The organism is Streptomyces termitum (assembly GCF_014650175.1).
GTDB lineage: Bacteria > Actinomycetota > Actinomycetes > Streptomycetales > Streptomycetaceae > Streptomyces > Streptomyces termitum.
The window spans coordinates 382,357-407,437 of the sequence record NZ_BMUL01000002.1 but is presented as its reverse complement, the minus strand read 5'-3'; the positions used below and the strand labels follow the sequence as shown (position 1 = coordinate 407,437).

19 protein-coding genes are annotated in these 25,081 nt (G+C 75.2%); 12 read left to right on the top strand and 7 right to left on the bottom strand.

Annotated features, from left to right (window positions below):
* Nucleotides 1–40 precede the first annotated feature (40 nt).
* Nucleotides 41–265, bottom strand: coding sequence for a heavy-metal-associated domain-containing protein (locus tag IE219_RS05115; protein WP_189975300.1), 225 nt, complete (start codon nt 263–265; stop codon nt 41–43).
* A gap of 48 nt (nt 266–313) precedes the next feature.
* Nucleotides 314–1,282: a PrsW family intramembrane metalloprotease gene (locus IE219_RS05110; protein ID WP_189975299.1), complete on the bottom strand. Its 969-nt coding sequence runs from the start codon at nt 1,280–1,282 to the stop codon at nt 314–316.
* Between the two features lie 64 nt (nt 1,283–1,346).
* Between IE219_RS05110 and IE219_RS05105 the strand changes: the two genes are divergently transcribed.
* Entirely contained in the window at nt 1,347–2,600 is a 1,254-nt protein-coding gene (locus IE219_RS05105; RefSeq protein WP_189975298.1) for a cation:proton antiporter, read from the top strand.
* A 104-nt stretch (nt 2,601–2,704) separates the two neighbouring features.
* Here IE219_RS05105 and IE219_RS05100 read toward each other — a convergent pair whose 3' ends face one another.
* The gene (locus IE219_RS05100) at nt 2,705–3,370 is read right to left on the bottom strand and encodes a TetR/AcrR family transcriptional regulator (protein ID WP_189975297.1); all 666 of its coding nucleotides are present in this window, start codon (nt 3,368–3,370) and stop codon (nt 2,705–2,707) included.
* A 165-nt stretch (nt 3,371–3,535) separates the two neighbouring features.
* Between IE219_RS05100 and IE219_RS05095 the strand changes: the two genes are divergently transcribed.
* Nucleotides 3,536–5,845 carry an MMPL family transporter gene (locus IE219_RS05095; protein ID WP_189975296.1) on the top strand — a complete coding sequence of 770 codons (2,310 nt, stop codon included), beginning with the start codon at nt 3,536–3,538 and terminating at the stop codon, nt 5,843–5,845.
* Between the two features lie 63 nt (nt 5,846–5,908).
* Here the strand turns inward: IE219_RS05095 and IE219_RS05090 are convergent, their stop codons facing one another.
* Entirely contained in the window at nt 5,909–6,106 is a 198-nt protein-coding gene (locus tag IE219_RS05090; RefSeq protein ID WP_189975295.1) for a helix-turn-helix transcriptional regulator, read from the bottom strand.
* 238 nt (nt 6,107–6,344) lie between these two features.
* A complete protein-coding gene (locus IE219_RS05085) occupies nt 6,345–7,262 on the bottom strand; it encodes a sugar phosphate isomerase/epimerase family protein (RefSeq protein WP_189975294.1) in 918 nt (305 codons plus the stop codon).
* Between the two features lie 255 nt (nt 7,263–7,517).
* On the opposite strand from IE219_RS05085, the gene IE219_RS05080 reads away from it, so the two are divergent.
* The 6 genes from IE219_RS05080 (at nt 7,518) to IE219_RS05055 (ending at nt 16,678) form a co-directional block, all read left to right on the top strand.
* Nucleotides 7,518–8,651 carry a 5-dehydro-2-deoxygluconokinase gene (locus IE219_RS05080; RefSeq protein WP_229849620.1) on the top strand — a complete coding sequence of 378 codons (1,134 nt, stop codon included), beginning with the start codon at nt 7,518–7,520 and terminating at the stop codon, nt 8,649–8,651.
* Nucleotides 8,648–9,466 (top strand): 5-deoxy-glucuronate isomerase, encoded by an 819-nt coding sequence (gene iolB / locus IE219_RS05075; RefSeq protein WP_189975292.1) that lies wholly within the window; start codon nt 8,648–8,650, stop codon nt 9,464–9,466. The genes IE219_RS05080 and iolB overlap by 4 nt, the downstream gene beginning before the upstream one ends.
* Complete coding sequence (gene iolD, locus IE219_RS05070; RefSeq protein WP_189975291.1) at nt 9,463–11,334, top strand: 3D-(3,5/4)-trihydroxycyclohexane-1,2-dione acylhydrolase (decyclizing); 1,872 nt, start codon at nt 9,463–9,465, stop codon at nt 11,332–11,334. The genes iolB and iolD overlap by 4 nt, the downstream gene beginning before the upstream one ends.
* A 23-nt stretch (nt 11,335–11,357) precedes the next feature.
* Entirely contained in the window at nt 11,358–12,860 is a 1,503-nt protein-coding gene (mmsA, locus tag IE219_RS05065) for a CoA-acylating methylmalonate-semialdehyde dehydrogenase (RefSeq protein ID WP_189975290.1), read from the top strand.
* 264 nt (nt 12,861–13,124) lie between these two features.
* Entirely contained in the window at nt 13,125–15,782 is a 2,658-nt protein-coding gene (locus IE219_RS05060; protein WP_189975289.1) for an alpha/beta fold hydrolase, read from the top strand.
* Complete coding sequence (locus IE219_RS05055; RefSeq protein WP_189975288.1) at nt 15,779–16,678, top strand: ABC transporter permease; 900 nt, start codon at nt 15,779–15,781, stop codon at nt 16,676–16,678. Before IE219_RS05060 ends, IE219_RS05055 begins: the two co-directional genes overlap by 4 nt.
* A gap of 104 nt (nt 16,679–16,782) precedes the next feature.
* Here the strand turns inward: IE219_RS05055 and IE219_RS05050 are convergent, their stop codons facing one another.
* On the bottom strand, nt 16,783–17,499 hold the full coding sequence (locus tag IE219_RS05050) for a helix-turn-helix domain-containing protein (RefSeq protein WP_189975287.1): 717 nt from the start codon (nt 17,497–17,499) through the stop codon (nt 16,783–16,785).
* Nucleotides 17,500–17,787: 288 nt separating this feature from the next.
* Here IE219_RS05050 and IE219_RS05045 point away from each other — a divergent pair, with 288 nt between their 5' ends.
* The 4 genes from IE219_RS05045 (at nt 17,788) to IE219_RS05030 (ending at nt 23,463) form a co-directional block, all read left to right on the top strand.
* Nucleotides 17,788–19,377, top strand: coding sequence for a vWA domain-containing protein (locus IE219_RS05045; RefSeq protein ID WP_229849591.1), 1,590 nt, complete (start codon nt 17,788–17,790; stop codon nt 19,375–19,377).
* A gap of 86 nt (nt 19,378–19,463) precedes the next feature.
* Complete coding sequence (locus IE219_RS05040; protein WP_189975286.1) at nt 19,464–19,931, top strand: anthrone oxygenase family protein; 468 nt, start codon at nt 19,464–19,466, stop codon at nt 19,929–19,931.
* 297 nt (nt 19,932–20,228) lie between these two features.
* Nucleotides 20,229–21,257, top strand: a complete 1,029-nt coding sequence (locus IE219_RS05035) for an AfsR/SARP family transcriptional regulator (RefSeq protein ID WP_229849590.1) — start codon at nt 20,229–20,231, stop codon at nt 21,255–21,257.
* A 154-nt stretch (nt 21,258–21,411) separates the two neighbouring features.
* The gene (locus IE219_RS05030; protein ID WP_189975285.1) at nt 21,412–23,463 is read left to right on the top strand and encodes a helix-turn-helix domain-containing protein; all 2,052 of its coding nucleotides are present in this window, start codon (nt 21,412–21,414) and stop codon (nt 23,461–23,463) included.
* A gap of 252 nt (nt 23,464–23,715) precedes the next feature.
* On the opposite strand, the gene IE219_RS05025 is transcribed toward IE219_RS05030, so the two are convergent.
* The gene (locus IE219_RS05025; RefSeq protein WP_189975284.1) at nt 23,716–24,972 is read right to left on the bottom strand and encodes an IS701 family transposase; all 1,257 of its coding nucleotides are present in this window, start codon (nt 24,970–24,972) and stop codon (nt 23,716–23,718) included.
* Nucleotides 24,973–25,081: the final 109 nt, after the last annotated feature.

The window sequence follows — 25,081 nt, the reverse complement described above, 5'->3', positions numbered from 1 at the left end:
GTACCGGCCACGGTACGGCCCCGCTCGGACGGGTCGCGGGTCAGACCAGCTCGTAGCCGGCCTCGTCGACGGCGGCGGCGACGGCCTCGCGGTCGAGCGGCGCGGCGGAGACCACGGTGACCTCGCCGGTCTTGGCGACGGCCGTGACCGAGGAGACGCCGGGCAGGGCCGAGATCTCGCCGGAGACGGCGCCCTCGCAGTGGCCGCAGGTCATGCCCTTGACCTGGTAGACGGTGGTGGTGTCGGTCTGCGTCTCGGCGGCCATGGGGCCCTCCTCGTCGGTTCGGAGTCGTACACCGTCGAGGTTATACCCCTAGGGGGTATGAAATCCAGTCGTGTCCGATGGGCGTCGGGAGGCCGCGTCCGGCGGGCGCCGGGAGAGCGATCTCAGCCACGCCAGTCCCACCAGTGTCACCAGTACCAGACCGCCCACCGAGAAGAGGGTGAAGAGGTGCTCCTGCGCGTCGGTCGGCTCCGGGATGTACCCCTGGGCGAACAGCGAGCGGTCCAGGTTCGTGGTGGTCAGCTGGAGCACCAGCCAGAGCGCGATCCCGTGCATCGAGTCCCAGAGCGCGTGCAGCGCCGCCACCCCCAGATAGGTGCCGACCACCGCGCCGGTCAGCCGGAAGCGGCCGTCGGGGCGGCGGAAGGAGAACAGCACCGCGCCCGCGATCGCCGTCCACAGGCCGTGCCCGAAGGGGGCGAGCAGCCCGCGCAGGATCTCCGTCTCCAGCAGGGCCCGCAGGTCGATGCCGTCCATGGTGACGGCCGCGTTGAAGGCGTACCCGGCGCTCTCGAAGGCCGCGAAGCCGAAGCCGACCGTGCCGCCGAGCACCAGACCGGCCCGCCGGCCGCGCAGGTACGGCCGGTGGCGGACCACGAACATCAGGGCGACGAGCTTCACCGCCTCCTCGATCAGCCCCACCCCGACGAACATCCACAGCGAGGGGTGGAGCAGGTGGTACTCCATCACCGAGGCGCCCAGGACGCCCAGGATGCCGCCGGTGACGAAGCAGCCGAGGAGCACCGGGAGGCCCAGGTCGCGGCCGTGCCGCTCGTACGCCCACAGCACGAAGACCCCCGGGACCAGGAAGCTGCCCAGCAGGATCAGGGTGGGCAGCAGGGTGGTGTTGGCGGTGCCGTACGTGACCACGGCGGTCAGCGCCCACAGCGCCAGGCCGCCCGCCAGGCAGCGCTTCCACAGGCCCGGCCGCGGCCCGGCCTCCGCGGGCGGCGGGGGAGCGGGCGGGGGCGGCGGGGGCGCGGGCCGGTACTCGTGCATCTGCGGGCCTCCAAGTCCCTCCGCCGACGGGGCGTCTGACCGGAGCTTATGGTAGATACCCGATATGTCGCATTCGGGGATCACCCTCGTCCTGATCATGACGATCGCCGTCCTGGCGCCGCTGCTGGCCCATTGGGTGGGGCGCCGGGTCCCCGTGCCGCTCGCCGTCTTCGAGATCCTGCTCGGCATCCTCATCGGCCCCGACGTCCTCGACTGGGCCCGCTCCGACGAACTGATCGACGGCCTCTCGGAACTCGGCCTCACCATGCTCATCTTCCTGGCCGGGTACGAGATCGAGTTCGGCAAGGTCCGCGGCGACACCCTGCGGCGCTCGGTGTGGGCGTGGCTGGCCGCGCTCGCCCTCGGCCTCGGCGCCGGCGTCCTGCTCGGCGGCGGCTACGCCACCGGCGTCTTCATCGGCGTCGCCCTCACCAGCACCGCGCTCGGCACCGTCCTGCCCGTGCTGCGGGACTCCGGCGGGCTGCGCGGCCGCTTCGGCTCGGTCGTCATGGCCTTCGGCGCGGTCGGCGAGTTCGGGCCGATCATCGCCATGGCGCTGCTGCTCAGCGGGCGCTCCGCCGCCGAGTCCACCGTGCTGCTCGCCGTCTTCGCCGCGCTCACCGCCGCCGCCGTGTTCTGGGCGCTGCGGCCCCGCCCGCCGTGGTTCGCCACCGTCATCGCCAAGACCCTGCACACCAGCGGCCAGTTCGCCGTCCGCCTCGTCTTCCTGCTGCTCGCCCTCATGCTCGGCGCCTCCACCGCCCTCGGCCTCGACGTGCTCCTCGGCGCCTTCGCGGCCGGACTCATCACCCGGCTGGTGCTCACCGGGGCCGCGCCCGAGGCCGGGCCCGAGATCCTGGAGAAGGTCGAAGGGGTCGGCTTCGGCTTCCTGGTGCCGGTCTTCTTCGTCGTCACCGGCATCGAGTTCGACCTGGACTCGCTGCTCTCCGGCGGCCGGCCGCTCCTCCTCCTGCCGCTGTTCCTGCTGCTGTTCCTGGTCGTGCGCGGCGGGCCGGTCTGGTTCCTCGCCCCGCGCGACCTCGACCGCCGGGACCGGGGCGCGCTCGTCCTGTACGGCTCCACCGCGCTCCCGCTCGTCGTCGCCATCACCACCATCGGCGTGGACGACGGGGCCCTCGGAGCGGGCGAGGCGGCGGCCCTGGTCGGCGCGGGAATGGCCTCGGTCCTGGTCTTCCCGCTGCTCGCGCTCCGGGTCCGGGCGGGGCGGGACCGGGAGGGGGCGGGATCGGGATCGGGATCGGGGGACGACGGGGGTGCGGGCGCGGGGGCGGTCGGGGGGCCTTCGGAGGCATGGTGAGCCCGGGGCCGGCCGCCGTCCGGCCGGGTGGTGGGGGCCGGTTCGGCGCGAGGGGGCCGTCCGTCCGGCCGGAGGGTGGCCGGGGCCGGGCCGGGGCCGTCCGGTCAGAGGGCGGCCGGGGCCGGGGCGGCGGGGTCCGTGCCGGGGCCGGCGCCGCCGACGATCGGGGACAGGTAGCGGAGCATGACCTTCTTCAGCTCGGCGACGGCCGCGTCCCGGACGGGGCCCTCGGGGGCGGCGACGATCAGCGCGAGCCCGCCCTTGAAGACGGCGAAGGCCATGTCCGCGACCCGGTCCAGCTCCTCGGGCGACAGCGGGGGCACGGCCTGCGCCCTGATCGTCTCGCGGACCTGGGAGAGCAGCGAGGCGTGCAGCTCGTCGTGCTCCTCGGCGATCCGGCCGGGCACCTCGGAGCCGTGCATCAGGGCGAGGAAGGCGGGGTTGGCGCAGTTGAACTCGACCATCGGGTCGAGGACCGCGTCGATCAGCTCGGGCAGCGGCAGGGAGAGGTTCTCCGGGGTGAAGACCTGGCCGTGGGTCTCGCGCATCTGGTGGATGAGGCGCCCGCCCAGCTCGATGGCGATGGCCTCCTTGTTCGGGAAGTACTGGTAGAGCGTGCCCGGGGAGACCTTGGCCTCGCGGGCGATCGCGTTGGTGCTGGCGGCGGTGTAGCCGTTCGCGCAGAACACGTCGGCGGCGGCCTGGAGCAGCTGGGAGATGCGGCGTTCGCCGCGGGCCTGGCGGCGGCGCGGCCGCGGGTCCTCGGACATGTCTGTCCCCAGCCTTCCTCGATACGCGTTGACAAACACGAGAGGTCGCTCGCATTCTTGGATTGTGCGAGCGATCACTCGTATTTGCCAGTCTATGGCAATGGACGGCCCCCGCGACCTGCCGGGAAGCGAGAGCGGGGACCACGGTGAAGGGGACACCGCGTCATGTCCGAAGTCAAGAAGAAGACCCCCGAGCGGGGCGGCGGCTCCGGTCCGTCCGGTGGCGGCTCCAGAGCGTCCGGGCCTTCCGGCGGTGGGGGATGGACGCGGTTCGTGACCGCGCGGCCACGGCTCACCCTTCTCGTCGCCCTCGTCCTCACCGCCCTCGCGGTCCTCGCCGGCGACGGGGTCGCCGAGCGGATGGGCAGCGGCGGCTGGGAGGACCCGGCCGCCGAGTCCACCTACGCCACCGGGGCGCTGGAGCGGGAGTTCCCCGGCTCCCAGCCCAACCTGCTGCTCCTCGTCGACGCGGGGAAGGCTGGCGTCGACGACCCGGCCGCCGCCGCCGAGGCCCGCCGGCTCACCGCGCGGCTCGCCGCCGAGCCCGGCGTCGAGGGCGTCGGCTCCTACTGGGCCACCGGCTCGCCCGCCCTCCGCTCCGAGGACGGCACCCGGGCCCTCGTCGCCGCCCGCGTCACCGGCGACGAGAAGGCGGCGGGCGAGGTCCTCGACCGGATCGCCCCCTCCTACCGGGGCACCCACGGACCCGTCGAGGTCACCCTCGGCGGCGGTCTCGCCGTCCGCCACGAGATGCAGACGATCATCCAGGAGGACCTGCTGCGGGCCGAGCTGATCGCCCTGCCCCTCACCCTGGTCCTGCTCGTCATGGTCTTCGGCAGCGCCGTCGCCGCCCTGCTGCCGCTCGGCGTCGGCATCGTCGCCATCCTCGGCACCAACGCCGTGCTCCGCGGCCTCACCGAGTTCACCGACGTCTCCGTCTTCGCGCAGAACCTCACCACCGCGCTCGGCCTCGGCCTCGCCATCGACTACGCGCTGTTCGTCGTCCGCCGCTACCGCGAAGAGCTCGCGGCCGGAGCCGAACCCTCCGCCGCCGTCCGCACCACCCTGCGCACCGCCGGCCGGACCGTGCTGTTCTCCGCGCTCACCGTCGCCGTCTCGCTCGCCGCCATGCTCGTCTTCCCGCAGTACTTCCTGCGCTCCTTCGCCTACGCGGGGATCGCCGTCGTCCTGCTCGCCGCGGCCGCCGCGCTCACCCTCCTGCCCGCCGCCCTCGTCCTCCTCGGCCACCGGGTGGACGCCCTCGACCTGCGCCGCCTCCTGCGCCGCACCCGCACCCCGGCGAAGGACACCGCCGGAGCCGGCTGGGCACGGGCCGCCGGCCTGGTCATGCGGCGCGCCCCGGTCTTCGCCGTCCTCACCACCGCGGGACTCGTCCTCCTCGGACTGCCCTTCCTCGGCGTCAACTTCGGCACCGCCGACGACCGCCAGCTGCCCACCACCGCCGCCTCCCGGACCGTCCAGGAGGAGCTGCGCCAGGACTTCCCCGGCGACCCCGGCGGCAGCCTCACCGTCCTCGCCCAGGGCTCCGCCACCCCCGCCCAGTACGCCGCCTACCGGGACCGGATCGCCGCCCTCGACGGCGTCGTCCGGGTCGACGGCCCCCTCGTCTCCGGCACCGGGGCCGCCGCCCACGCCGTCTACAGCGTGACCCCCGAGGGCCCCGCCGTCGGCGAGCGGGCCCAGCGGGCCGTCGCGGAACTCCGCTCCGCCGACGCCCCCTTCCGGACCTCCGTCACCGGCCAGGCCGCCGTCCTCGCCGACAGCAAGGACGCCATAGCCGACCGGCTGCCCTGGGCCGCGGGGATCATCGTCCTCGTCACCCTGCTCCTGGTCTTCCTGCTCACCGGCAGCGTCCTCATCCCCCTCCAGGCCGTCGTCCTCAACGCCCTCAGCCTCACCGCCATGTTCGGCGCCGTCGTCTGGGTCTTCCAGGACGGACACCTCTCCGGGCTCCTCGGCTTCACCGCCACCGGAGACATCGAGACCACCCTCCCGGTCCTCATGTTCTGCGTCGCCTTCGGCCTCTCCATGGACTACGGCGTCTTCCTGCTCTCCCGCATCAAGGAGGAGTACGACGCCACCGGCGACCACGAGGGCGCCGTCCGCTTCGGCCTCGCCCGCACCGGCGGCCTCATCACCGCGGCCGCCGTCATCCTCGCCGTCGTCATGGTCGCCATCGGCACCTCCCGGGTCACCAACACCAAGATGCTCGGCCTCGGCGTCGCCCTCGCCGTCGTCATGGACGCCATGGTGGTCCGCAGCCTCCTCGTCCCCTCGGTGATGCGCCTCACCGGCCGCCTCACCTGGTGGGCCCCCGCGCCCCTGCGCCGCTTCCACGACCGCTTCGGCGTCCGCGAGTCGGACGCCCCGGCCCCCGCCGCCCCCGGACCGAAGGGGACGGAGGCGCCGAAGGAGGCGGAGGAGATACCGGAGCCCGCCGGCACCCGGGGCTGAACGCGGCGCGGCGCCGCCCCCGGCCGGGACCAGGGGAGGCGCCGCACGCGGAGCGGGAGCGGGTCAGTCGCGGCGGGCCCGGTTCCCGGGGCGGCTCGCCACCCAGGCCCGGACCGTCTCCGCGTACCAGTACGGCTTGCCCGACTCGACGCGGTCCGGCGGCGGCAGCAGCCCGTGCTTCCGGTAGGAGCGGACCGTGTCCGGCTGGACCCGGATGTGCGCCGCGATGTCCTTGTACGACCAGAGGTTCCTGTCCGACATTGCCTGTGCCTCCCTCACGCCCCGTGCCGCGCAGCGGTGGCGGGGGTGCCGTTCGGGGGCGCTGCGGGCGATGGCGTCGGTGCTCACGAGCCTGTCCCGGCGAGCGGCCGCCGTCGGTGAGGGAGGAGGCCCTGTCGCGGGCCTGTGACGCAGAACCCGCGTAACGGAGACATCCGTGACGAACGAGGCGCCACCATGACGGAAGCGACACGCGGCCGCACCGGCGGGGTCCCGCGCGTCACAGCCCGCAGGAGCGCAGGTAGCCGCGGGTCCGCAGGGCGATCGGATAGGGGGCGTCCGGCGGGCACGGATACATGTCCTGCTCCACGATGGCGAACAGCTCCGCGTCCAGCGCCGCCGCCGCGGCCAGCACCGGCTCCAGCTCCGGCACCCCCGTCGGCGGCTCGCACATCACGCCCCGCGCCACCGCCGGACCGAAGGGCAGCCCCTCGGCCCGCACCCCGGCCAGCACCGCCGGGTCCACCTGCTTCAGATGGAGGTAGCCGATCCGCTCCCCGTACGTCTCGATCAGCTTGACGCTGTCCCCGCCCGCGTACGCGTAGTGCCCCGTGTCCAGACAGAGCGCCACCGCCTCCGGATCGGTCGCGTCCAGGAAGCGGGTCACGCTCTCCTCGTCGTCCAGGTGGGTGTCCGCGTGCGGATGCACCACGATCCGCAGCCCGTACCGCTCCCGCACCTCCCGCCCCAGCCGCTCGGTCAGCGTCGTCAGGTGCCGCCACCGCTCCGGCGACAGCACCCGGTCCTCCAGCACCTCGCCGGTCCGGTCGTCCCGCCAGAACGACGGGATCACCACCAGGTGCCGGGCGCCCATCGCCTGCGCCAGCGCCGCGTTCTCCGCGACGTGCGCCCAGGTCCGCTCCCACACGCCGGGCCCGTGGTGCAGCCCGGTGAAGACCGTGCCCGCCGAGACCCGCAGCCCGCGCCGGGCGGTCTCCTCCGCGAGCACCCCCGGATCGGTCGGCAGGTAGCCGTACGGACCCAGCTCGATCCACTCGTAGCCGGAGCCCGCCACCTCGTCCAGGAACCGCTGCCACGGCACCTGCCGGGGATCGTCCGGGAACCACACCCCCCAGGAGTCCGGGGCGGAACCGACCCGGATGCGGGACAACGACGGCGGCGTCGGCGGCTTCGTCATGCCAGCCACCTTGACCGGGCCCCGGAGCAGCGTCAAGACGCCGTCCCGGCCCGCCGGGGACCCGGCCGGGACCGGGCCGGGCGCGGACCCGGGGCGTCCGGCGGCCGGGGCGGCCGGAGCGGGCCCGGTCCGGCCGCCGGCCGAATGTCCGGACATATCGTTGACACGCCTCCCGGCGGACGGCTAGACCTGGGAACCGGACACCGGAGTCGAGAGGTGGCACGGGTGGAGTCGGAGCCGTACGACCTGATCACCATGGGCCGGCTCGGCGTCGATCTCTATCCGCTCCGCAGCGGGGTCGGGCTCGACCGGGTCGACACCTTCGGACGGTTCCTCGGCGGCTCCCCCGCCAACGTGGCCGTCGCCGCCGCCCGCCTCGGCCGCCGCACCGCCCTCGTCAGCCGCACCGGCGCCGACCCCTTCGGCACCTACCTCCGGCGCGAACTGGGCGCGTTCGGGGTGGACGCCCGCTGGGTCACCGAGGTCGCCGAGCACCCCACCCCCGTCACCTTCTGCGCCCTCTTCCCGCCCGACGACTTCCCCCTCACCTTCTACCGCCGCCCCAAGGCCCCCGACCTGGAGATCCACCCGCACGAACTGGACCTCGGCGCGATCCGCGCCGCCCGCGTCCTGTGGGCCACCGGCACCGGCCTCAGCGAGGAACCCAGCCGCACCGCCACCCTCACCGCCCTGCGGGCCCGCTCCGGCCGCCCGCACACCGTCCTCGACCTCGACTGGCGGCCCGCGTTCTGGCCCGATCCGGCCACCGCCCGCCCCCACTACACCGAGGCCCTGCGGCACGCCACCGTCGCCGTCGGCAACGCCGAGGAGTGCGAGGTCGCCACCGGCGAGAGCGATCCGGAGGCCGCCGCCCGCGCCCTCCTCACCCTCCTCGCCCCCACCGGAACCGGTCCCACCGGAACCGCCCCCACCGGAACCGGTCCCGGCGCCCCCGGTCTCCGGCTCGCCGTCGTCAAGCGCGGCCCGGACGGCGTCCTCGCCCTCGCCGCCGACGGCCGCCGCGCCCGGGTCGCCCCGCTGCCCGTCGACGTCGTCAACGGCCTCGGCGCGGGCGACGCGTTCGGCGGCGCCCTCGTCGACGGCCTCCTCTCCGGCCGCCCCCTCGACGAGGTCCTGCGCCGGGCCAACGCCGCCGGCGCGATCGTCGCAGGCCGCCTCGCCTGCGCGCCCGCCATGCCCGACCCCGCCGAGATCGGCCGCGCCCTCGCCACCGGCTCCGGCACCCTCCCCCCGGACCCCGGTCACCCCAACCACCTCAGTCACCCCGACCACACCGGTCACACCGACCACCCCGGCCGGTTCACCCACACCCCGCGTCCCGGCCTCCCCGGCGGGGGCGCGTGCCTCCCGAAGGACGGCAGTCCGTGACCGCTCCCCGCCGCCTCCACCTCCCCGCCGGAGCCGCCGCGCGCGGCCCGTACAGCGTGGACATCGAGCCCGTGCTCGCGGGTTGGGAGCACTCCGCGCTGCGTGTGATCGAACTGCCGCCGGGTGCGGAACACGCCTTCGACAGCGCGGATTCCGAATGGGTGGTGCTTCCCCTCGCCGGGGCCTGTACCGTGCGCCTCGACGGGGAGATTTTCGAACTCCACGGTCGCGCAAGCGTGTTCGCCGCCGGGTCCGACTTCGTCTACGTGCCCCGCGACGCCCACGCCCAGATCGCCTCCGGTGCGGGAGGCCGCTTCGCTTTGGCAGGAGCGAAGTGCGAGCGACGACTCCCCGCCCGCTACGGCCCCGCGCCGGAGGTCCCCGTGGAGACCCGGGGCAGCGGCAACCGCACCCGCACGGTGCGGAACTTCGCCGCCGCCGACGCCTTCCCCTGCGACCGGCTCATCGCCGTCGAGGTGATCACCCCCGGCGGCAACTGGTCCTCCTACCCGCCGCACAAGCACGACGAGGACCGCCCCGGCACCGAATCCGTGCTGGAGGAGATCTACTACTACGAGACCGAGGCCCCGCACGGCTACGGCTACCAGCGGATCTCGCCCTCCCGGCCCGGCGGCGCCGACCTCCTCGCCGAGGTCCGGCACGGCGACGCCGTCCTCGTCCCCGACGGCTGGCACGGCCCCTCGATCGCCCGGCCCGGCCACGCCCTCTACTACCTCAACGTCATGGCCGGTCCCGGACCCGAGCGGGCCTGGCGGATCAGCTTCCACCCCGACCACACGGAGGGATACGCGTGACCGTCCGGCTGACCACCGCCCAGGCCCTGGTGCGCTTCCTCGCCGCCCAGCACACCGAGCGGGACGGCGAGCGGCACCGGCTGATCGCCGCCACCTGGGGCATCTTCGGCCACGGCAACGTCGCCGGCATCGGCCAGGCCCTCGTCGAGGACCCCGGCCTCATGCCCTTCCACCAGGGGCGCAACGAGCAGGCCATGGTGCACGCCGCCGTCGGCCACGCCCGCGCCACCGGCCGGCTCTCCGCGCACGCCGTCACCACCTCCATCGGTCCCGGCGCCACCAACCTGGTCACCGGTGCCGCCCTCGCCACCGTCAACCACCTGCCGGTGCTCCTGCTCCCCGGCGACACCTTCGCCGCCCGCCCCGCCGACCCGGTCCTCCAGCAGCTCCAACTGCCCCACGCGGGCGACGTGTCGGTCAACGACTGCCTGCGGCCGGTGTCGCGCTACTTCGACCGGATCACCCGCCCCGAGGCGCTGATCCCCGCCGCCCTCGAAGCCGCCCGGGTCCTCACCGACCCCGCCGCCACCGGCGCCGTCACCCTCGCCCTCCCGCAGGACGTGCAGGCGGAGGCGTACGACTGGCCCGAGGAGTTCTTCGCCGAACGGACCTGGCGGATCCGCCGGTCCCGCCCCGACGCCGGCGAACTCGCCGCCGCCGCCCGGGCCCTGGCGCGGGCCGAGCGGCCGCTGGTCGTCGCGGGCGGCGGCGTCCGGCACAGCGCCGCCGAGGACGCCCTGCGCGCCTTCGCCGAGCGGGCCGGGCTGCCGGTCGCGAGCACCCAGGCCGGCAAGGGGGCGCTGCCGTACGACCACCCCTGCGACGTCGGCGGCATCGGCCACACCGGCACCGCCCCCGCCAACGCCCTGGCCCGCGCCGCCGACCTGGTCATCGGCGTCGGCACCCGCTTCACCGACTTCACCACCGCCTCCGGCACCCTCTTCCGCCCCGGCGCCCGCTTCCTCAACCTCAACGTCACCGGCTTCGACGCCCACAAGCAGGCCGCCGCCCTCCCGCTCGTCGCCGACGCCCGCGAAGGACTCGCCGCCCTCACCGACGCCCTCGACGGGCTCGGCGCCCCGCCCCGCCCGGTCACCGCCTGGGCCGCCGGGAAGGCCGCCTGGGAGCGCCGGGTCGACGCCGCCTACGCCGCCCCCGACGACACCGCACGCCCCACCCAGACCCAGGTCCTCGGCGCACTCGACGCCCTGGTGGACGACCGCGACGTCCTGATCAACGCGGCCGGCTCGCTCCCCGGCGACCTCCACCGGCTGTGGCGGACCCGCGCCCCGGGCCAGTACCACGTCGAGTACGGCTACTCCTGCATGGGCTACGAGATCCCGGCCGCCGTCGGCGTCCTCCTCGCCGACCCCTCCCGGCCGGTCTGGGCGCTCGTCGGGGACGGGACGTACCTGATGAATCCCACCGAGATCGTCACCGCCGTCCAGGAGCGGCTGCCGCTGCGCCTGGTCGTCCTCCAGAACCACGGGTACGCCTCCATCGGCGGCCTCTCCGAGACCGTCGGCGCCGAGCGGTACGGCACCGACTACCGCTTCCGGGACGCCTCGGGAGGCTTCACCGGCCCCCCGCTCCCCGTGGACCTCGCGGCCAACGCGGCGTCCCTCGGGATGCGGGTGCTGCGCCCCCGCACCATCCGTGACCTGCGAGAAGCCCTCGCGGACGCGCGCGGCGCCACGGATCCCACATGTGTCTACGTCGAGACCGAAACGGCAGACAGTGTGTCGGGCGCGCCCCCGGCGCAGGCGTGGTGGGATGTGCCCGTGGCCGAGACCTCGACCCGCCCGTCGGCGGTCAAGGCACGCGAGGAGTACGACCGGCACGTCACCGTCCGACGCCGCCACCTCTGAAGGCCCTGAAGGAGTAACTCGTCATGACGAAGCGCGTCCACCACTGGATCGGCGGCAAGACCGCCGAGGGCACGTCGGGCAACTGGGGCCCGGTCACCGACCCCGCCACCGGCGCCGTCACCACCGAGGTCGCCCTCGCCTCCGTCGAGGAGGTGGACGCCGCCGTCGCCGCCGCCAAGGGCGCCTTCGCCACCTGGGGCACCTCCTCGCTGGCCCAGCGCACCACGATCCTCTTCAAGTTCCGCGCGCTGCTCGACGCCAACCGCGACGCGATCGCCGAGCTGATCGTCGCCGAGCACGGCAAGGTCCACTCCGACGCGCTCGGCGAGGTCGCCCGCGGCCTGGAGATCGTCGACCTGGCCTGCGGCATCACCACCCAGCTCAAGGGCGAGCTGTCCACCCAGGTCTCCAACCGCGTGGACGTGGCGTCCATCCGCCAGCCGATCGGCGTCGTCGCGGGCATCACGCCCTTCAACTTCCCGGCCATGGTGCCGATGTGGATGTTCCCGATCGCCATCGCGACCGGCAACACCTTCGTCCTCAAGCCGAGCGAGAAGGACCCGTCGGCCTCCCTGAAGATCGCCGAGCTGCTCGCCGAGGCCGGTCTGCCGGACGGCGTGTTCAACGTCCTGCACGGCGACAAGGTCGCCGTGGACCGCCTGCTGGAGCACCCGGACGTCTCCGCGGTCTCCTTCGTCGGCTCCACCCCGATCGCCCGGCACATCCACACCACCGCCGCCGCGAACGGCAAGCGCGTGCAGGCCCTCGGCGGCGCCAAGAACCACATGCTGGTCCTCCCGGACGCCGACCTGGACGCCGCCGCCGACGCCGCCGTCTCCGCCGCGTACGGCTCCGCCGGCGAGCGCTGCATGGCCATCTCCGCGGTCGTGGCCGTCGGTTCGATCGGCGACGAGCTCGTCGAGAAGATCCGCGAGCGCGCCGAGAAGATCAAGATCGGCCCCGGCAACGACCCGGCCTCCGAGATGGGCCCGCTCATCACGGCCGTCCACCGCGACAAGGTCGCCTCCTACGTGCACGGCGCCGAGGCCGAGGGCTGCCAGGTCGTCCTGGACGGCACCGGCTACACGGTCGAGGGGTACGAGGACGGCCACTGGATCGGCCTCTCCCTCCTGGACCACGTGCCGACCACGGCCGCCGCGTACCAGGACGAGATCTTCGGCCCGGTGCTCTGCGTGCTGCGCGCCGAGACCTACGAGGAGGGCCTCGCCCTCATCAACGCCTCGAAGTTCGGCAACGGCACCGCGATCTTCACCCGCGACGGCGGCGCCGCCCGCCGCTTCCAGCTGGAGGTCGAGGCCGGCATGGTCGGCGTCAACGTGCCGATCCCGGTGCCGGTGGGCTACCACTCCTTCGGTGGCTGGAAGGACTCGCTCTTCGGCGACCACCACATCTACGGCAACGACGGCGTGCACTTCTACACCCGCGGCAAGGTCGTCACCACCCGCTGGCCCGACCCGGCCGACGCGCCCTCCGGCGTGGACCTGGGCTTCCCGCGCAACCACTGACCGCGGACCGGAGACCGGCCCCCGGGGTGCGTGCCGCCGCACCCCGGGGGCCGGTGCCGTGCCGCACCCAGGCTGCCTACTTGGCATGTTCCATACAAGACGGTGCCCGGCCGTTCCCGCGCGGACCGCGCCCGGGAGAGCCCGCCGCACCGCGCGCGTACCGCGTCCGCCGTACACGCCGAAGGCCGCGTACGACTCCAGGAGGCCGCCGGATCAGCCCCGGGCCGCCCCTCGCGCACAGACGGGCCGCCTAGGCTCGGTGCCATGCGACTCCGAATTCCCCGGTGGGCCGCCGTCACCGCCGCTCTCGCCGTCCTCGCGGGCGCCGGCACCTGGACCGCCGCCGCCCTGGACGACCCCCCGCCCGTCCAGCGCGAGGACCGGGCCCTCGACCTCGACGGGGTACGGATCGACACCTCGTACTTCACCGCCGAGGGCACCGGCCGCCGCCCCGCCGTCCTCCTCGCCCACGGCTTCGGCGGCTCCAAGGACGACGTCCGCCCCCAGGCCGAACGGCTCGCCCGCGACGGCTACGCCGTCCTCACCTGGTCCGCCCGCGGCTTCGGCGCCTCCGGCGGACAGATCGGCCTCAACGACCCCGCGCACGAGGTCAAGGACGTCCGGAAGCTGATCGACTGGCTCGCCGCCCGCCCCGAGGTCCTCCTCGACAAGGCCGGCGACCCCCGCGTCGGCGTCACCGGCGCCTCCTACGGCGGCGCGATCTCCCTGCTCGCTGCCGGGAACGACCCCCGCGTCGACGCCATCGCCCCGCAGATCACCTACTGGAACCTCGCCGACGCCCTCCTCCCCGACGGCGTCTACAAGAAGCTCTGGGCCGGGATCCTCTTCTCCATGGGCACCGACGCCCGCACCGAGGGCGACGCCTGCGGACGCTTCGCCCCCGAACTCTGCGCCCTGCGGGAACGCGTCGCCACCGCCGCCCGCCCGGCCCCCGCCGACCGCGCCCTCCTGGAGGCCCGCAGCCCCTCCGCCGTCGGCGACCGCGTCAAGGTCCCCACCCTGATCGTCCAGGGCCAGAACGACTCCCTCTTCACCCTCGGCCAGGCCGACGCCATGGCCCGCGCCCTCACCGCCAACGGCGCCCCCGTCGCCGTCGACTGGACCGTCGGCGGCCACGACGGCGGCGACCGCGAGACCGGCCGCGTCGAGGCCCGGATCGGCACCTGGTTCGACCGCTGGCTCAAGAAGGACGCCTCCGCCGACACCGGCCCCGCCTTCCGCGTCAGCCGTACCGGCGGCGTCGACTCCACCGACGGCCGCGCCACCCTCCGCGCCGCCACCGCCGACCGCTACCCCGGCCTCACCGACGGCGCCCGCGACCTCGCCCTCACCGGCCGGCCCCAGCGCTTCACCAACCCGCCCGGCGCCGCCCCGCCCGCCGTCTCCGCCGTCCCCGGCCTCGGCGGCGGCCTCGCCGGACTCTCCTCCTCCCTCGGCGTCGGCCTCGCCCTCGACTTCCCCGGCCAGCACGCCCGCTTCGACACGGAGCCGCTCCCCGCGCCGCTGCGGATCACCGGCACCCCGACCGTCCGGGTCAGGGTCGCCTCCACCGCCCCCGACGGCTCCGCCGTCCTCTTCGCCAAGGTGTACGACGTCGGCCCCGACGGCCGACAGGTGCTGCCCGCCCAGCTCGTCGCCCCGGTCCGGGTCGAGGACGCCGGGAAGGGCCGCCCGGTCACCCTCACCCTGCCCGCGATCGACCACGAGGTGGAGGCCGGCCACCGGCTCCGGCTCGTGCTGTCCGCCACCGACCTCGGCTACGCCTCCCCGACCGCCACGGCCGGCTACACCGTCACCGCCGAGGGCCCCCTCGCGGTGCCCACGGCCCCCGCCGTCACCACCCGGGCCGCCGGCCTGCCCCGCTGGGTCTGGCTCCTGCCGCTGCTCGCCCTCGCGGCCGCCGCCGCCCTCCTCCTGACCGCCCGCCGCCGCACCGCCACCCCGCCGCCGGACCCCGCGCTCACCGCCGTCCCCCTCCAGATCACCGGCCTCTCCAAGAAGTACCGGGGCGGCGAGCGGTACTCCGTCCGCGACCTCTCCTTCCGCGTCGAACAGGGCCAGGTCCTCGGCCTCCTCGGCCCCAACGGCGCCGGGAAGACCACCACCCTGCGCATGCTCATGGGTCTGATCACCCCCGACGAGGGCGAGATCAGGGTCTTCGGCCAGGCGATCCGGCCCGGCGCCCCCGTCCTCTCCCGCGTCGGCTCCTTCGTCGAGGGCGCGGGCTTCCTGCCGCACCTCACCGGCCGGGAGAACCTGGAGCTGTACTGGAAGGCCACCGGCCGCCCCGCCGGGGACGCCCACCTCGACGAGGCCCTGCGCATCGCCAACCTCGGCGGCGCCCTCCAACGCGCCGTCCGCACCTACTCGCAGGGCATGCGGCAGCGCCTCGCCCTCGCCCAGGCCATGCTCGGCCTGCCCGACCTCCTCATCCTCGACGAACCCACCAACGGCCTCGACCCGCCGCAGATCCGCGAGATGCGGGAGGTGATGATCCGGTACGCGGCGGGCGGCCGCACCGTGATCGTCTCCAGCCACCTCCTCGCGGAGGTCGAGCAGTCCTGCACCCACCTCGTCGTCATGGACCGGGGCCGGCTCGTCCAGGCCGGACCGGTCGAGGAGATCACCGGCTCCGGCGACACCCTGCTCGTCACCCTCGCCGCCCCGGTCCCCGACGCGCTCGTCGAGAAGGTCGCCGCCCTGCCCGGCGTCGACTCCGCCGTCCGCGCCGACGACGCCCTCCTCGTCCGCCTCGCCACCGCCGACACCGCTGCCGACACCGCCGCCGGAACCACCGCCCTCATCGGCGAACTCGTCCGCCTGGACGTGCCGCTGACCGGGGTCGGACCGCACCGGCGCCTGGAGGACGCGTTCCTGACCCTGATCGGAGGATCCGCATGACCGCGACGGCCCCCGGCCCCGAGACCCCCGCCCCCGAGGCCACCGCTCCCCGGGCGCTCGCCCACGGCTACCGCCCCGGGCGCACCCTGCCGCTGCGCGTCGAGGCCCTGCGCCAGTGGAAGCGCCGCCGCACCCTGGTGATGGCCGGTGTCCTCGCCGCCCTGCCCTTCGTCCTCATCGTCGCCTTCGCCATCGGCGGCCCCGAGGGCGAGGACCGGGGCGGCCGGGTCAGCTTCATCGACACGGCCACCGCCTCCGGCGCCAACTTCGCCGCGACCTGCCTCTTCGTCTCGGCCGGCTTCCTCCTCGTCATCCCCGTCGCCCTCTTCTGCGGCGACACCGTCGCCTCCGAGGCCGGATGGTCCTCGCTCCGCTACCTCCTGGCCGCCCCGGTCCCGCGCGGCCGGCTGCTCACCGCCAAGCTGACGGTCGCCCTCGGCTACAGCACCGCGGCCCTCTTCCTCCTCCCGCTCCTCGCCCTCGCCGCCGGCACCGCCGTCTACGGCTGGGGCCCGCTCCGGCTCCCCACCGGCGGCACCCTCCCGGCGGGCGACGCGGTCCTCCGGCTGCTGATCGCCACCGCCTTCATCCTGGTCTCCCAACTGGTCACCGCGGGCCTGGCCTTCTGGCTCTCCACCCGCACCGACGCCCCGCTCGGCGCGGTCGGCGGAGCCGTCGGCCTGACCATCGTCGGCAACGTCCTGGACGCGGTCACCGCCCTCGGCGACTGGCGCGACTTCCTGCCCGCGCACTGGCAGTTCGCCTGGATCGACGCCCTCCAGCCCCGTCTCGAATGGGGCGGCATGATCCAGGGGGCGTCGGTCTCCGTCACCTACGCCCTGGTCCTCTTCGCCCTCGCCTTCCGCGGCTTCGCCCGCAAGGACATCGTGTCCTGAGCCCACCCGGCCCGGCCGGGCGTCCACCGTCCGCGCCCCCGCGACGACCCCCGCGATCAGGCCCCTCCGACCGGGCCCCTGCGGCCGACCCCCTGGAACCGTCCCTACAACCACCCCCTCCGAGCCGCTTCCGCGCCCGCGCGGAAGCGGCTCGACGTCCCCAGCGCGGCCAGCAGTTCACCCACCCGGCGGCTGTACGTCCGCGCCGACATGCCGAGCCGGGCCGCCGCCGCCTCGTCCGTCAGCCCCGACACCAGCGCCTCCAGGACCGGCCGCAACTGCTCCGGAGGCCCGCCCGGAGCCCTCGGCGGCGGCACCCGGCCCGGCTCCTCCGCCGCCGCCCAGCAGACGTGGTGCGCCCGCACCAGGGCCTGCACCACCACCGGGTCCCTGATCAACAGCAGCCCGTTGTACAGCAGTTCCAGATCGAGCGGGACCGCCGCCACCGTCCGGTCCACCACGATCAGCTTGAACGGGATCTCGTCGGCGAGCCGCGCCCGACCCGGTAACCGCGGCCCGGCCTCCAGGCGCGGCAGCGCGTGCCGGGGCACGATCCGCCGCACCTCCCCGGCCCGCTCGGCCGCCGCGCGCATGCACGCTCCCGCCAGGCGCAGGAACGGCTCGGGGATCGCGCGGTCCGCCGAGGCCACCGGATCGTCGAAGGTCAGCAGCTCGTGCCGGGCCGAGGCCGCCAGTCCGGCGAGCGCCGCGCTGATGCGCCGCGCGCCCCGGACCGGGCGCCCCGCCGGCCGCTGTCCCTCGATCACGGCCCGGTTCATCGCCGAACGGGCGAGCACCACGGAGCCCGCGCTCTCTGCCACCGCTGACCACCCCCGCCGTTCGATGTCCACTCCATGTACGCATGTGACTGCGCACGGTGACAAGTCCTGTGGACAAACCTGGCGACTCCATGCCAACCGTTCCCGTTCTGCTCCCTTTTTGCTCCCGACCCGTTTCCCTCCGGTCGTCGGTGCCGTCGCCGTTGCCACATCGAGATCCATCCGCAACTCCTTCGCGCGCTCCGATCCGGCCCCTCCTTCGTCACAGTCCCAAGGAGCCGCGCGCCGGTCGCGCCGGCACACACCTCATGGAGGAACGGGGAGTTGAGCGTGAACCGACCCGACAGGAGTACCGTCCGGCCCGCCGCCGTGCTCGCGGCCGCCCTCGCCGCCGGGCTCGCCCTCGCCGGCTGCGGCGCGAACGGCGACCGGAGCACGTCGTCGAGCGACCACCGCCGCCCCGCGCCGGCCGCCCCCGACGGGGGCCGTACCGCCGCACCCGCCCCGTCCGGCGCGGCGACGCCCGACGGCCCCGAGGGCGAGCGGCGGGCGCCCTCCCGCGCCCCCGACTACCTCTCCACCTTCGCCCTCGACGTCGACACCGCCTCGTACGGCTACGCCCGCCGGTCCCTCGCCGACGGGCGGCTGCCCGACCCGGCCACCGTCCGGCCCGAGGAGTTCGTCAACAGCTTCCGCCCCGACTACCCGCGCCCCGCCGACGACGGCTTCAGCGTGACCGTCGACGGCGCCCGCACCGGCGCCGACGGCTGGTCCGTGGTCCGGGTCGGCCTCGCCACCCGGGCCGCCGACCGCGCGTCCGAGCGGCCGCCCGCCGCCCTCACCTTCGTCGTCGACGTCTCCGGCTCGATGGGCGAGCCGGGCCGCCTCGACCTCGTCCGGCACTCCCTGCGGCTCGCCGCCGACCAGCTGCGCGACGACGACTCGGTCGGCCTCGTCGCCTTCAGCGACGGGGCCGAGACCGTCCTGCCGATGACCCGGCTCGGCGGCGCCCGCGACCGGGTCCGCGAGGCCGTCGACTCCCTGGAGGTCCGCGCCTCCACCAACCTGGAGGCCGGCCTGACCACCGGCTACGACGTCGCCGCCGAGGGGCACCGGAAGGGCGCCACCAACCGCGTCGTCCTGCTCTCCGACGCCCTCGCCAACACCGGCGAGACCGCCGCCGACGCCCTCCTCGGCCGCATCGACGCGCAGCGCCGGGAGCACGGCATCACCCTCTTCGGGGTGGGCGTCGGCAGCGAGTACGGCGACGAGCTGATGGAGCGGCTCGCCGACCGGGGCGACGGCCAGACCGTCTACGTCTCCACCCGCGACCAGGCCCGCAAGGTCTTCGTCGACCAGCTCCCCGCCCACGTCCAGCTGCGCGCCCGGGACGCCAAGGCGCAGGTCGCCTTCGACCGGAAGACCGTGGAGCGCTTCCGGCTCGTCGGGTACGAGAACCGGGCGGTCGCCGACGAGGACTTCCGCGACGACCGGGTGGACGGCGGCGAGATCGGGGCCGGGCACACCGTCACCGCGCTGTACGCGGTGAAGACCCGGCCGGGCGCCACCGGGCCGGTCGCCACCGCCACCGTCCGCTGGCTCGACCCCGCCACCCGCGCCCCGCGCGAGCGCTCCGGCGCGATCGGGTCCGGCGCGCTGGGCGCCCGGCTCTGGGAGGGCGGCCACGACAGCCTCCAGCTCTCGGCGATCTCCGCCTACTTCGCGGAGGAGCTGCGCGGCGGCGCGCTGCCGGGGTCGCCGGGCCTCGCCGCGCTCGCCGGGTACGCCGACGGCATCCGGGCCCGGTCCGGCTCCTCGGTGGTGGGGGAGCTGGCCGAGGCGGTGCGGCAGGCGGACCGGCTGGCCGTCCGACGCCCGTCGCCGGAAGGGGAGTTCGGCTCCGCCGACCCGTACGCCTGACCCTTTCGGGGCCGGTGCGCGCGCCCGCGCGCACCGGCCCCGAAAGGAACGGACGGCTCCGCCGGAGGGGCGGCATCATGGCCCCCATGGCCACCCTGCTGCTCGCCCTCGCCGTCGGAAGCACCGGCCTCTACGCCGGCTTCCTCCTGATCTTCCTCACCGGGATCATGCCCGCCCTGGGCCGCCTCCCCGACGCCGCGTTCGTCACCGCGATGCGCCGGATCAACGAGGCGGTGCCCAGGGCGGTCTTCATGACCGTCTTCACCGCCTCGGCGGTCCTGCCGCTCCTCGCCTACCTCGTGCCGGTGGCGGGCCGGACCGGCACGCAGCGCTGGCTCGTCCTCGCGGGCTTCGTCTGCGCGGTCCTCAACCACCTGGTCACCGTCGTCGGCAACGTGCCCCTCAACACGGCGCTCGCCGCCGCCGAGGGCGCCGACGAGGACCCGGCCGCGACCCGCGCCGCCTTCGAGGGCCGCTGGAACGCCCACCACCGGACGCGTACGGCCCTGATCCTCGTCTCCTTCGGCCTGCTCACCGCGGCCGCCGTCGGCTGACCCCGCCCGCCGGCCGGTGGCGGAGAACGTACCGCGCGGTTCGCTTCGTCCGCAGGATGGCGCGATCTCGTCGAAGATCACCGCCGCCGCATCCGCAGCGACCCTTCAAAACCAAACTACCTAGTCCGAAACATGCCGCTCGCACGCATCGCCTTCCGGCCTCTGGCGAAAAACTTTCGCCTTGGTATCGGGTCAAAAGGGGTGAAGCACCCTGATTTCAGGGTCCTGGATTTCATACCTTCCGGTTTCTTATTGACATGACTACGGGGGTTTTTTTAATCAACGAGGATCATCCGCGTGCGCAGACACCGAGGGGGCATAGTGGACATCCACGTCCTGGGGGGACTGTCGGTCCGCGAGAACGGCGTCTCGATCACTCCGACCGCCGCCGCGCCACGCCAGGTGCTCGCCCTGCTCACCGCCTTCGCCGGCCAGGTCGTGCCCGTCACCGTCCTCACCGAGGAGCTGTGGCCGTCCGGCGCCCCCCGCGGCGCGCGCACCGAACTCGCGGCCCACGTGGCGGAGCTGCGCGCCCTCCTGGCCCGCGCCCTCGCCCCGGCCGACGGCGACCCCGCCCCCGGCGGCTGGACCGAGGCCCGCACCGCCGACGCGGTCCTCGTCTCGCTGCCCGGCGGCTACCGCCTGGACGCCGGCGTCGGCGGCGTCCACGACATCGGCCGCTTCCAGCGGGCCGCCGGAGCCGGCTACCGCGCCATGGACGCCGGCGACCTGAACCGCGCCTCGCTCCGCCTCGGCGAGGCCCTCGCCCTCTGGCGCGGCGAGCCGTACGCGGGCGTGGCCGCGGGCCCCCGCCTCCGCCGCGAGATCGAGCGCCTGGAGACGGCCCGGCTCAGCGTCCTCGACCAGTGGGTCGAGGCCCAGCTCGGCCTCGGCCGGCACGAGGAGATCCTCTCCGAACTGCCCGGCCTCGCCGCCCGCTACGCCACCAACGAGCCCCTCCAGGCCCACCTCATGGTCGCCCTGCTGCGCTGCGGCCGCCACGAGGAGGCCCTCGCCGTCTACGAGCGGCTGCGCACCGTCCTCCACCGCGAGACCGGCATGGAGCCCTGCGCCCGCCTCCGTCGCCTCCACCACTCCGTCCTCGCCGTGCGGCACACGCGCGTGGCCGCCGGACACTCCGCCCGCGCCCTCGGCCGCGGCACCCCCGGCGGCAGCGTCTTCGCCCACGACGCCGGACCCGTGCCCGCCCACGGGGAAGGCGCGCCGACCGTCACCTGGTACGCCCCCGCCCTCCCGCGCGTCCCCGCCCCGCACCCGCCCGCGCGCACCGAGACCGCGAAGGCGGCGGTGGCCGTGGCGGTCTGACGGGCCGTCGCCTCCGAACCGGGGCAAAGCCGGGCCGGGGGAATGAAGTGCCGCACGTCACCGTTGACCCGCTCCCGGGACCGAATTAGTTTCGGCCGTCAGGACGGGTTTCCTCCGAGGTGCCCGATTTGGATCGACTACGGGGGTTGGGGCCATGGGCACGCACGGCGCGGACGGGGGCGCGGGCGCCGACGCGCTGCTCACGGTCCTGGAACTGCTCGCCGGACAGGGCCCGGCCGGACAGTTCGACACCCTCCTCGACGAGGCCCGGGTCGCCGGACTCGACGAGGAGGGCACCGGCCGGCTGGAGCGGGCCGTCGCCCTCGCCCGCTCCCTCCACGACGAGCGCGCCACCGACCGGGCCCGCGCCGCCCGCAGCGGCGCCTCCCTCGCCGTCCTCACCGACACCGCCCGCGACCTGACGCTCAGCTACGACCTGGACGGCCTCCTGCGGATCGTCACCCGCCGCGCCCGCCGCCTCCTCGGCCTCGACATGGCCTACGTGACCCTGCGCGGCCCCCAGGGCGCCTGCTACATCCGGGTCACCGAGGGCTCCCGCACCGGCGGCGACACCGGCGCCCCCACCGGACCCGGCCTCGCCGCCGGCCTCCGGATCGGCGCCGGGAACTGCCTCGGCGGCATCGTCCAGCGCACCGGCGAACCCATCTGGACCCCCGATTACCCGGCCGACGAGCGCTTCACCAGCGGCGAGGCCCCCGACCCGGCCGCCGCCCTCGACGACGCCGAGGTCGTCGACCCCGGCGACGAGGCGGTCCGCGCCGAGGGCCTGCGCGCCATCCTGGCCGTACCGCTGCGCAGCGGCGACTCCGTCATCGGCGCCCTCTTCGGCGCCGACCGCCGGGTCCGCGAGCACACCCCGCAGGAGATCGCCCTTCTCGGTGCCCTCGCCGACCTGGCCGCCCTCGCCGTCGAGAAGGCCGGCCTCCTCGACCGCACCCGCGCCGAACTCCTCGAACTCGAACGGGACAGCGCCCGCGTCCGCACCAGCCTCACCCGGATGCGGCACGTCAGCGAGGCCCACGGCCGCATCATGAACCTGGTCCTCGCGGGCGGCGACCTCCCGCACGTCGCCCAGGCCGCCGGGGACGCCCTCGACGCCACCGTCATGATCCGCGACCCCGGCGGCCGCCGCCTCGCCGCCAGCGGCGACTTCCCCGGCCTCGACGAGGAGGCCGTCGCCAAGGCGTCCCTCGACGCCCACGCCCGCCGCCGCCCCGTCCTCGCCGCCGACGCCGTCTGGGTCGCCCCCGTCATCGCCGGCTCCGAGGACCTCGGCGGCCTCGTCGTCCGCGCCGAGGGCGGCCTCACCGACGAGGACGGGCGGCTCCTCGAACTCGTCGCCCAGTCCGTCGCCCTGCTCCTGCTCATGCAGCGCTCCACCGCCGTCGCCGAGGGGCCCGTCCGCGACGAACTCCTCGACGACCTGATCGCCGACCCGCCGCACGCCCCCCAGCAGATCGCCCGCCGGGCCCGCCGCCTCGGCGTGGACCTGCGCCGGCCGCACGTCCTGGTGGTCGCCCGCCCCGAGGGCGGCGAGCAGGGCCGGGCCGTCGTCTGGGCCTCCTCGTACGCCTACCGGCTCTCCGGGCTCAAGACCGTGCAGGGCGGCTGCATCGTGCTGCTGCTCCCCGGGGTGGACGCCTCCGCCGCGGCCTCCGCCGTCTCCGAGGAGCTCACCCCGCTCCTGGGCCACCCCGTCTCGGTCTCCGCCGCCGGCCCCGGCGCGGGCCCCGACGCCGTCGGCGCGCTCCACGCGGAGGCGCTGCGCTGCCTCGACGCGATGAGCGCCCTCGGCGGTACGGGCTCCGCCGCCGCCGTCGCCGACCTCGGCTTCCTCGGCATGCTGCTCTCCGACGACCACGACGTCGACGGCTTCGTGGAGAACGCGATCGGACCGGTCCTCGACTACGACGCCGAGCGCCTCACCGACCTCACCCGCACCCTGGAGGCGTACTTCGCCTCCGGCGCCAGCCCCACCAACGCGGCCGAGGCCCTCCACGTCCACCCGAACACGGTCTCCCGCCGCCTGGAGCGCATCGGCGAACTCCTCGGCCCCGAATGGCAGCGGCCCGGCCAGGTCCTGGAGGTCCAGCTCGCCCTGCGGCTCCAGCGCACCCGCGAGGTCCTGGCCCGCCGCCGCGCCGCCACCGTCCCCTCCCGCCCCGCCGCGGGCCCCGCCGACTGACCGGAACCCGCCCGCACGCGCGTGCATGCGAAGAAGCGAGAGCCGTACGCGCGCGTGCACACGAAGAACGAGAGCCGCACGCGCGCGTGAAACCGCGAAACGCGGAGCCGTACGCGCGCACGCGAAGGCAGGGGCCGCGCGCGCACGCGTGAGAACCGCATGCGCGTGAGAACGAAGTCCCCGCGCGTGCCCGCGTACGCGGAAGCGCCCGTCCGCGCGGGTGCGCGGCGGGCGCCTCCGTGCCGTCCGTCGTCAGCCGGCCGCGCGCCGCGCGCCGTGCCCCGTCCCGTACGCCGCCCCGAGCACCGTCGCCGTGTGCGCGGCCGAGGCCAGCGTGATGTGCCGGTGCCAGCCCCGGTACGAGCGGCCCACGAAGTCCCGCAGGCCCGCGCCCTCGCCGATCGCGGCGAAGTCCCGGTCCACCCGCTGCGCCAGCTTGGTCAGCCGCAGCAGCGAGCCGACCGTCGCCTGCGTCAGGTCGCTGATCCACACCCGGGCCGGGCCCCGGCGCGGGTCGTCCCACTCGCCCAGCAGCATCAGCGGGCGCATCCGCTCACCGCCCGGCGAGGGCAGCGCCACCCGCACGGCGGTGGCCAGCGAGGTCCGCGAGGTCCGCGCCCCGCCGACCGTGTCCACCCAGCTCACCGGCCTGCGCAGTCCCTTCAGGGACTCCAGTATCTGCGCCGCGGGCAGCGGGCCCGCGCCGAAGCCGGGCAGCGAGCGGTCCGCGATCGCCAGCCGGGAGCCGGCCCCGATCCGGGCCACCACCGGCACCCCGGCGGCGGCGAGCCGGGCCAGCGCCGACCGGCCCGCGCCGCCGCGGATGTCGAGGAGGACCGGCTTGCGGGTGACGTCGGTCCAGCGGGCGGTGTCGAGGGCCGCGGCGACCGCGCACTCCTCCAGCGTCTCCTCGCCGGCCTCGTCGGGGACCTCCGCGCGGTCGCGCCGGGTGCGGTCCTTCACCCACGGGTCCGGCAGGAACAGCCGCCAGTTCACCGGCGCGCTCAGCTCCTCGCCCGCGAACCACACGCCGAACGCCTGCTGGCCCTGGAAGACCTGCCCGCGCTCCGGGTCGAACCGCCGGTCCACGCCCACCGAGTGCTCGCCGGCCTTCGGGATCGGCATCGGCCGCACCACCCACGCCTGCGGGTGCCCGCCGCGCTCCAGGAATCGCCCCAGCGAGGCCCGCATCGGCTGCCAGTCCCAGGTGGAGCTGGAGATGAAGTGGTGCAGGCTCTGCTCGGCGGCCGGGCCGCCGATCTGCGCGGCGATGTTCCGGATCGACTTCCGGCCCTGCGCGGTCAGCAGCCCGTGCAGGTACTGCTCGGCCTTCAGCCGCTGGTCGCGGCGGGCGAAGCCGGAGAAGAGGGCGGAGGTCAGCTCGGTGTAGAGGTCCTCGCCGGGACGGGGCGCGGCGGCCCGGGGCACGGCGCGGACCCGGGGCCGCGGCACGATCGGCGAACCGGCCACGGCGGCCGTCCCGCGCTTGATGGCGACGGATGTACTCACGACACTCCTGCCCGTCCTGTCCGAAGGAAGCGCAGCTGCCTCCCGCTGCCCCTCCACCGTCGCCCGTCGGCCCCCCTCCCGACGAGGTGGACCCGGCACCCGAATCGGC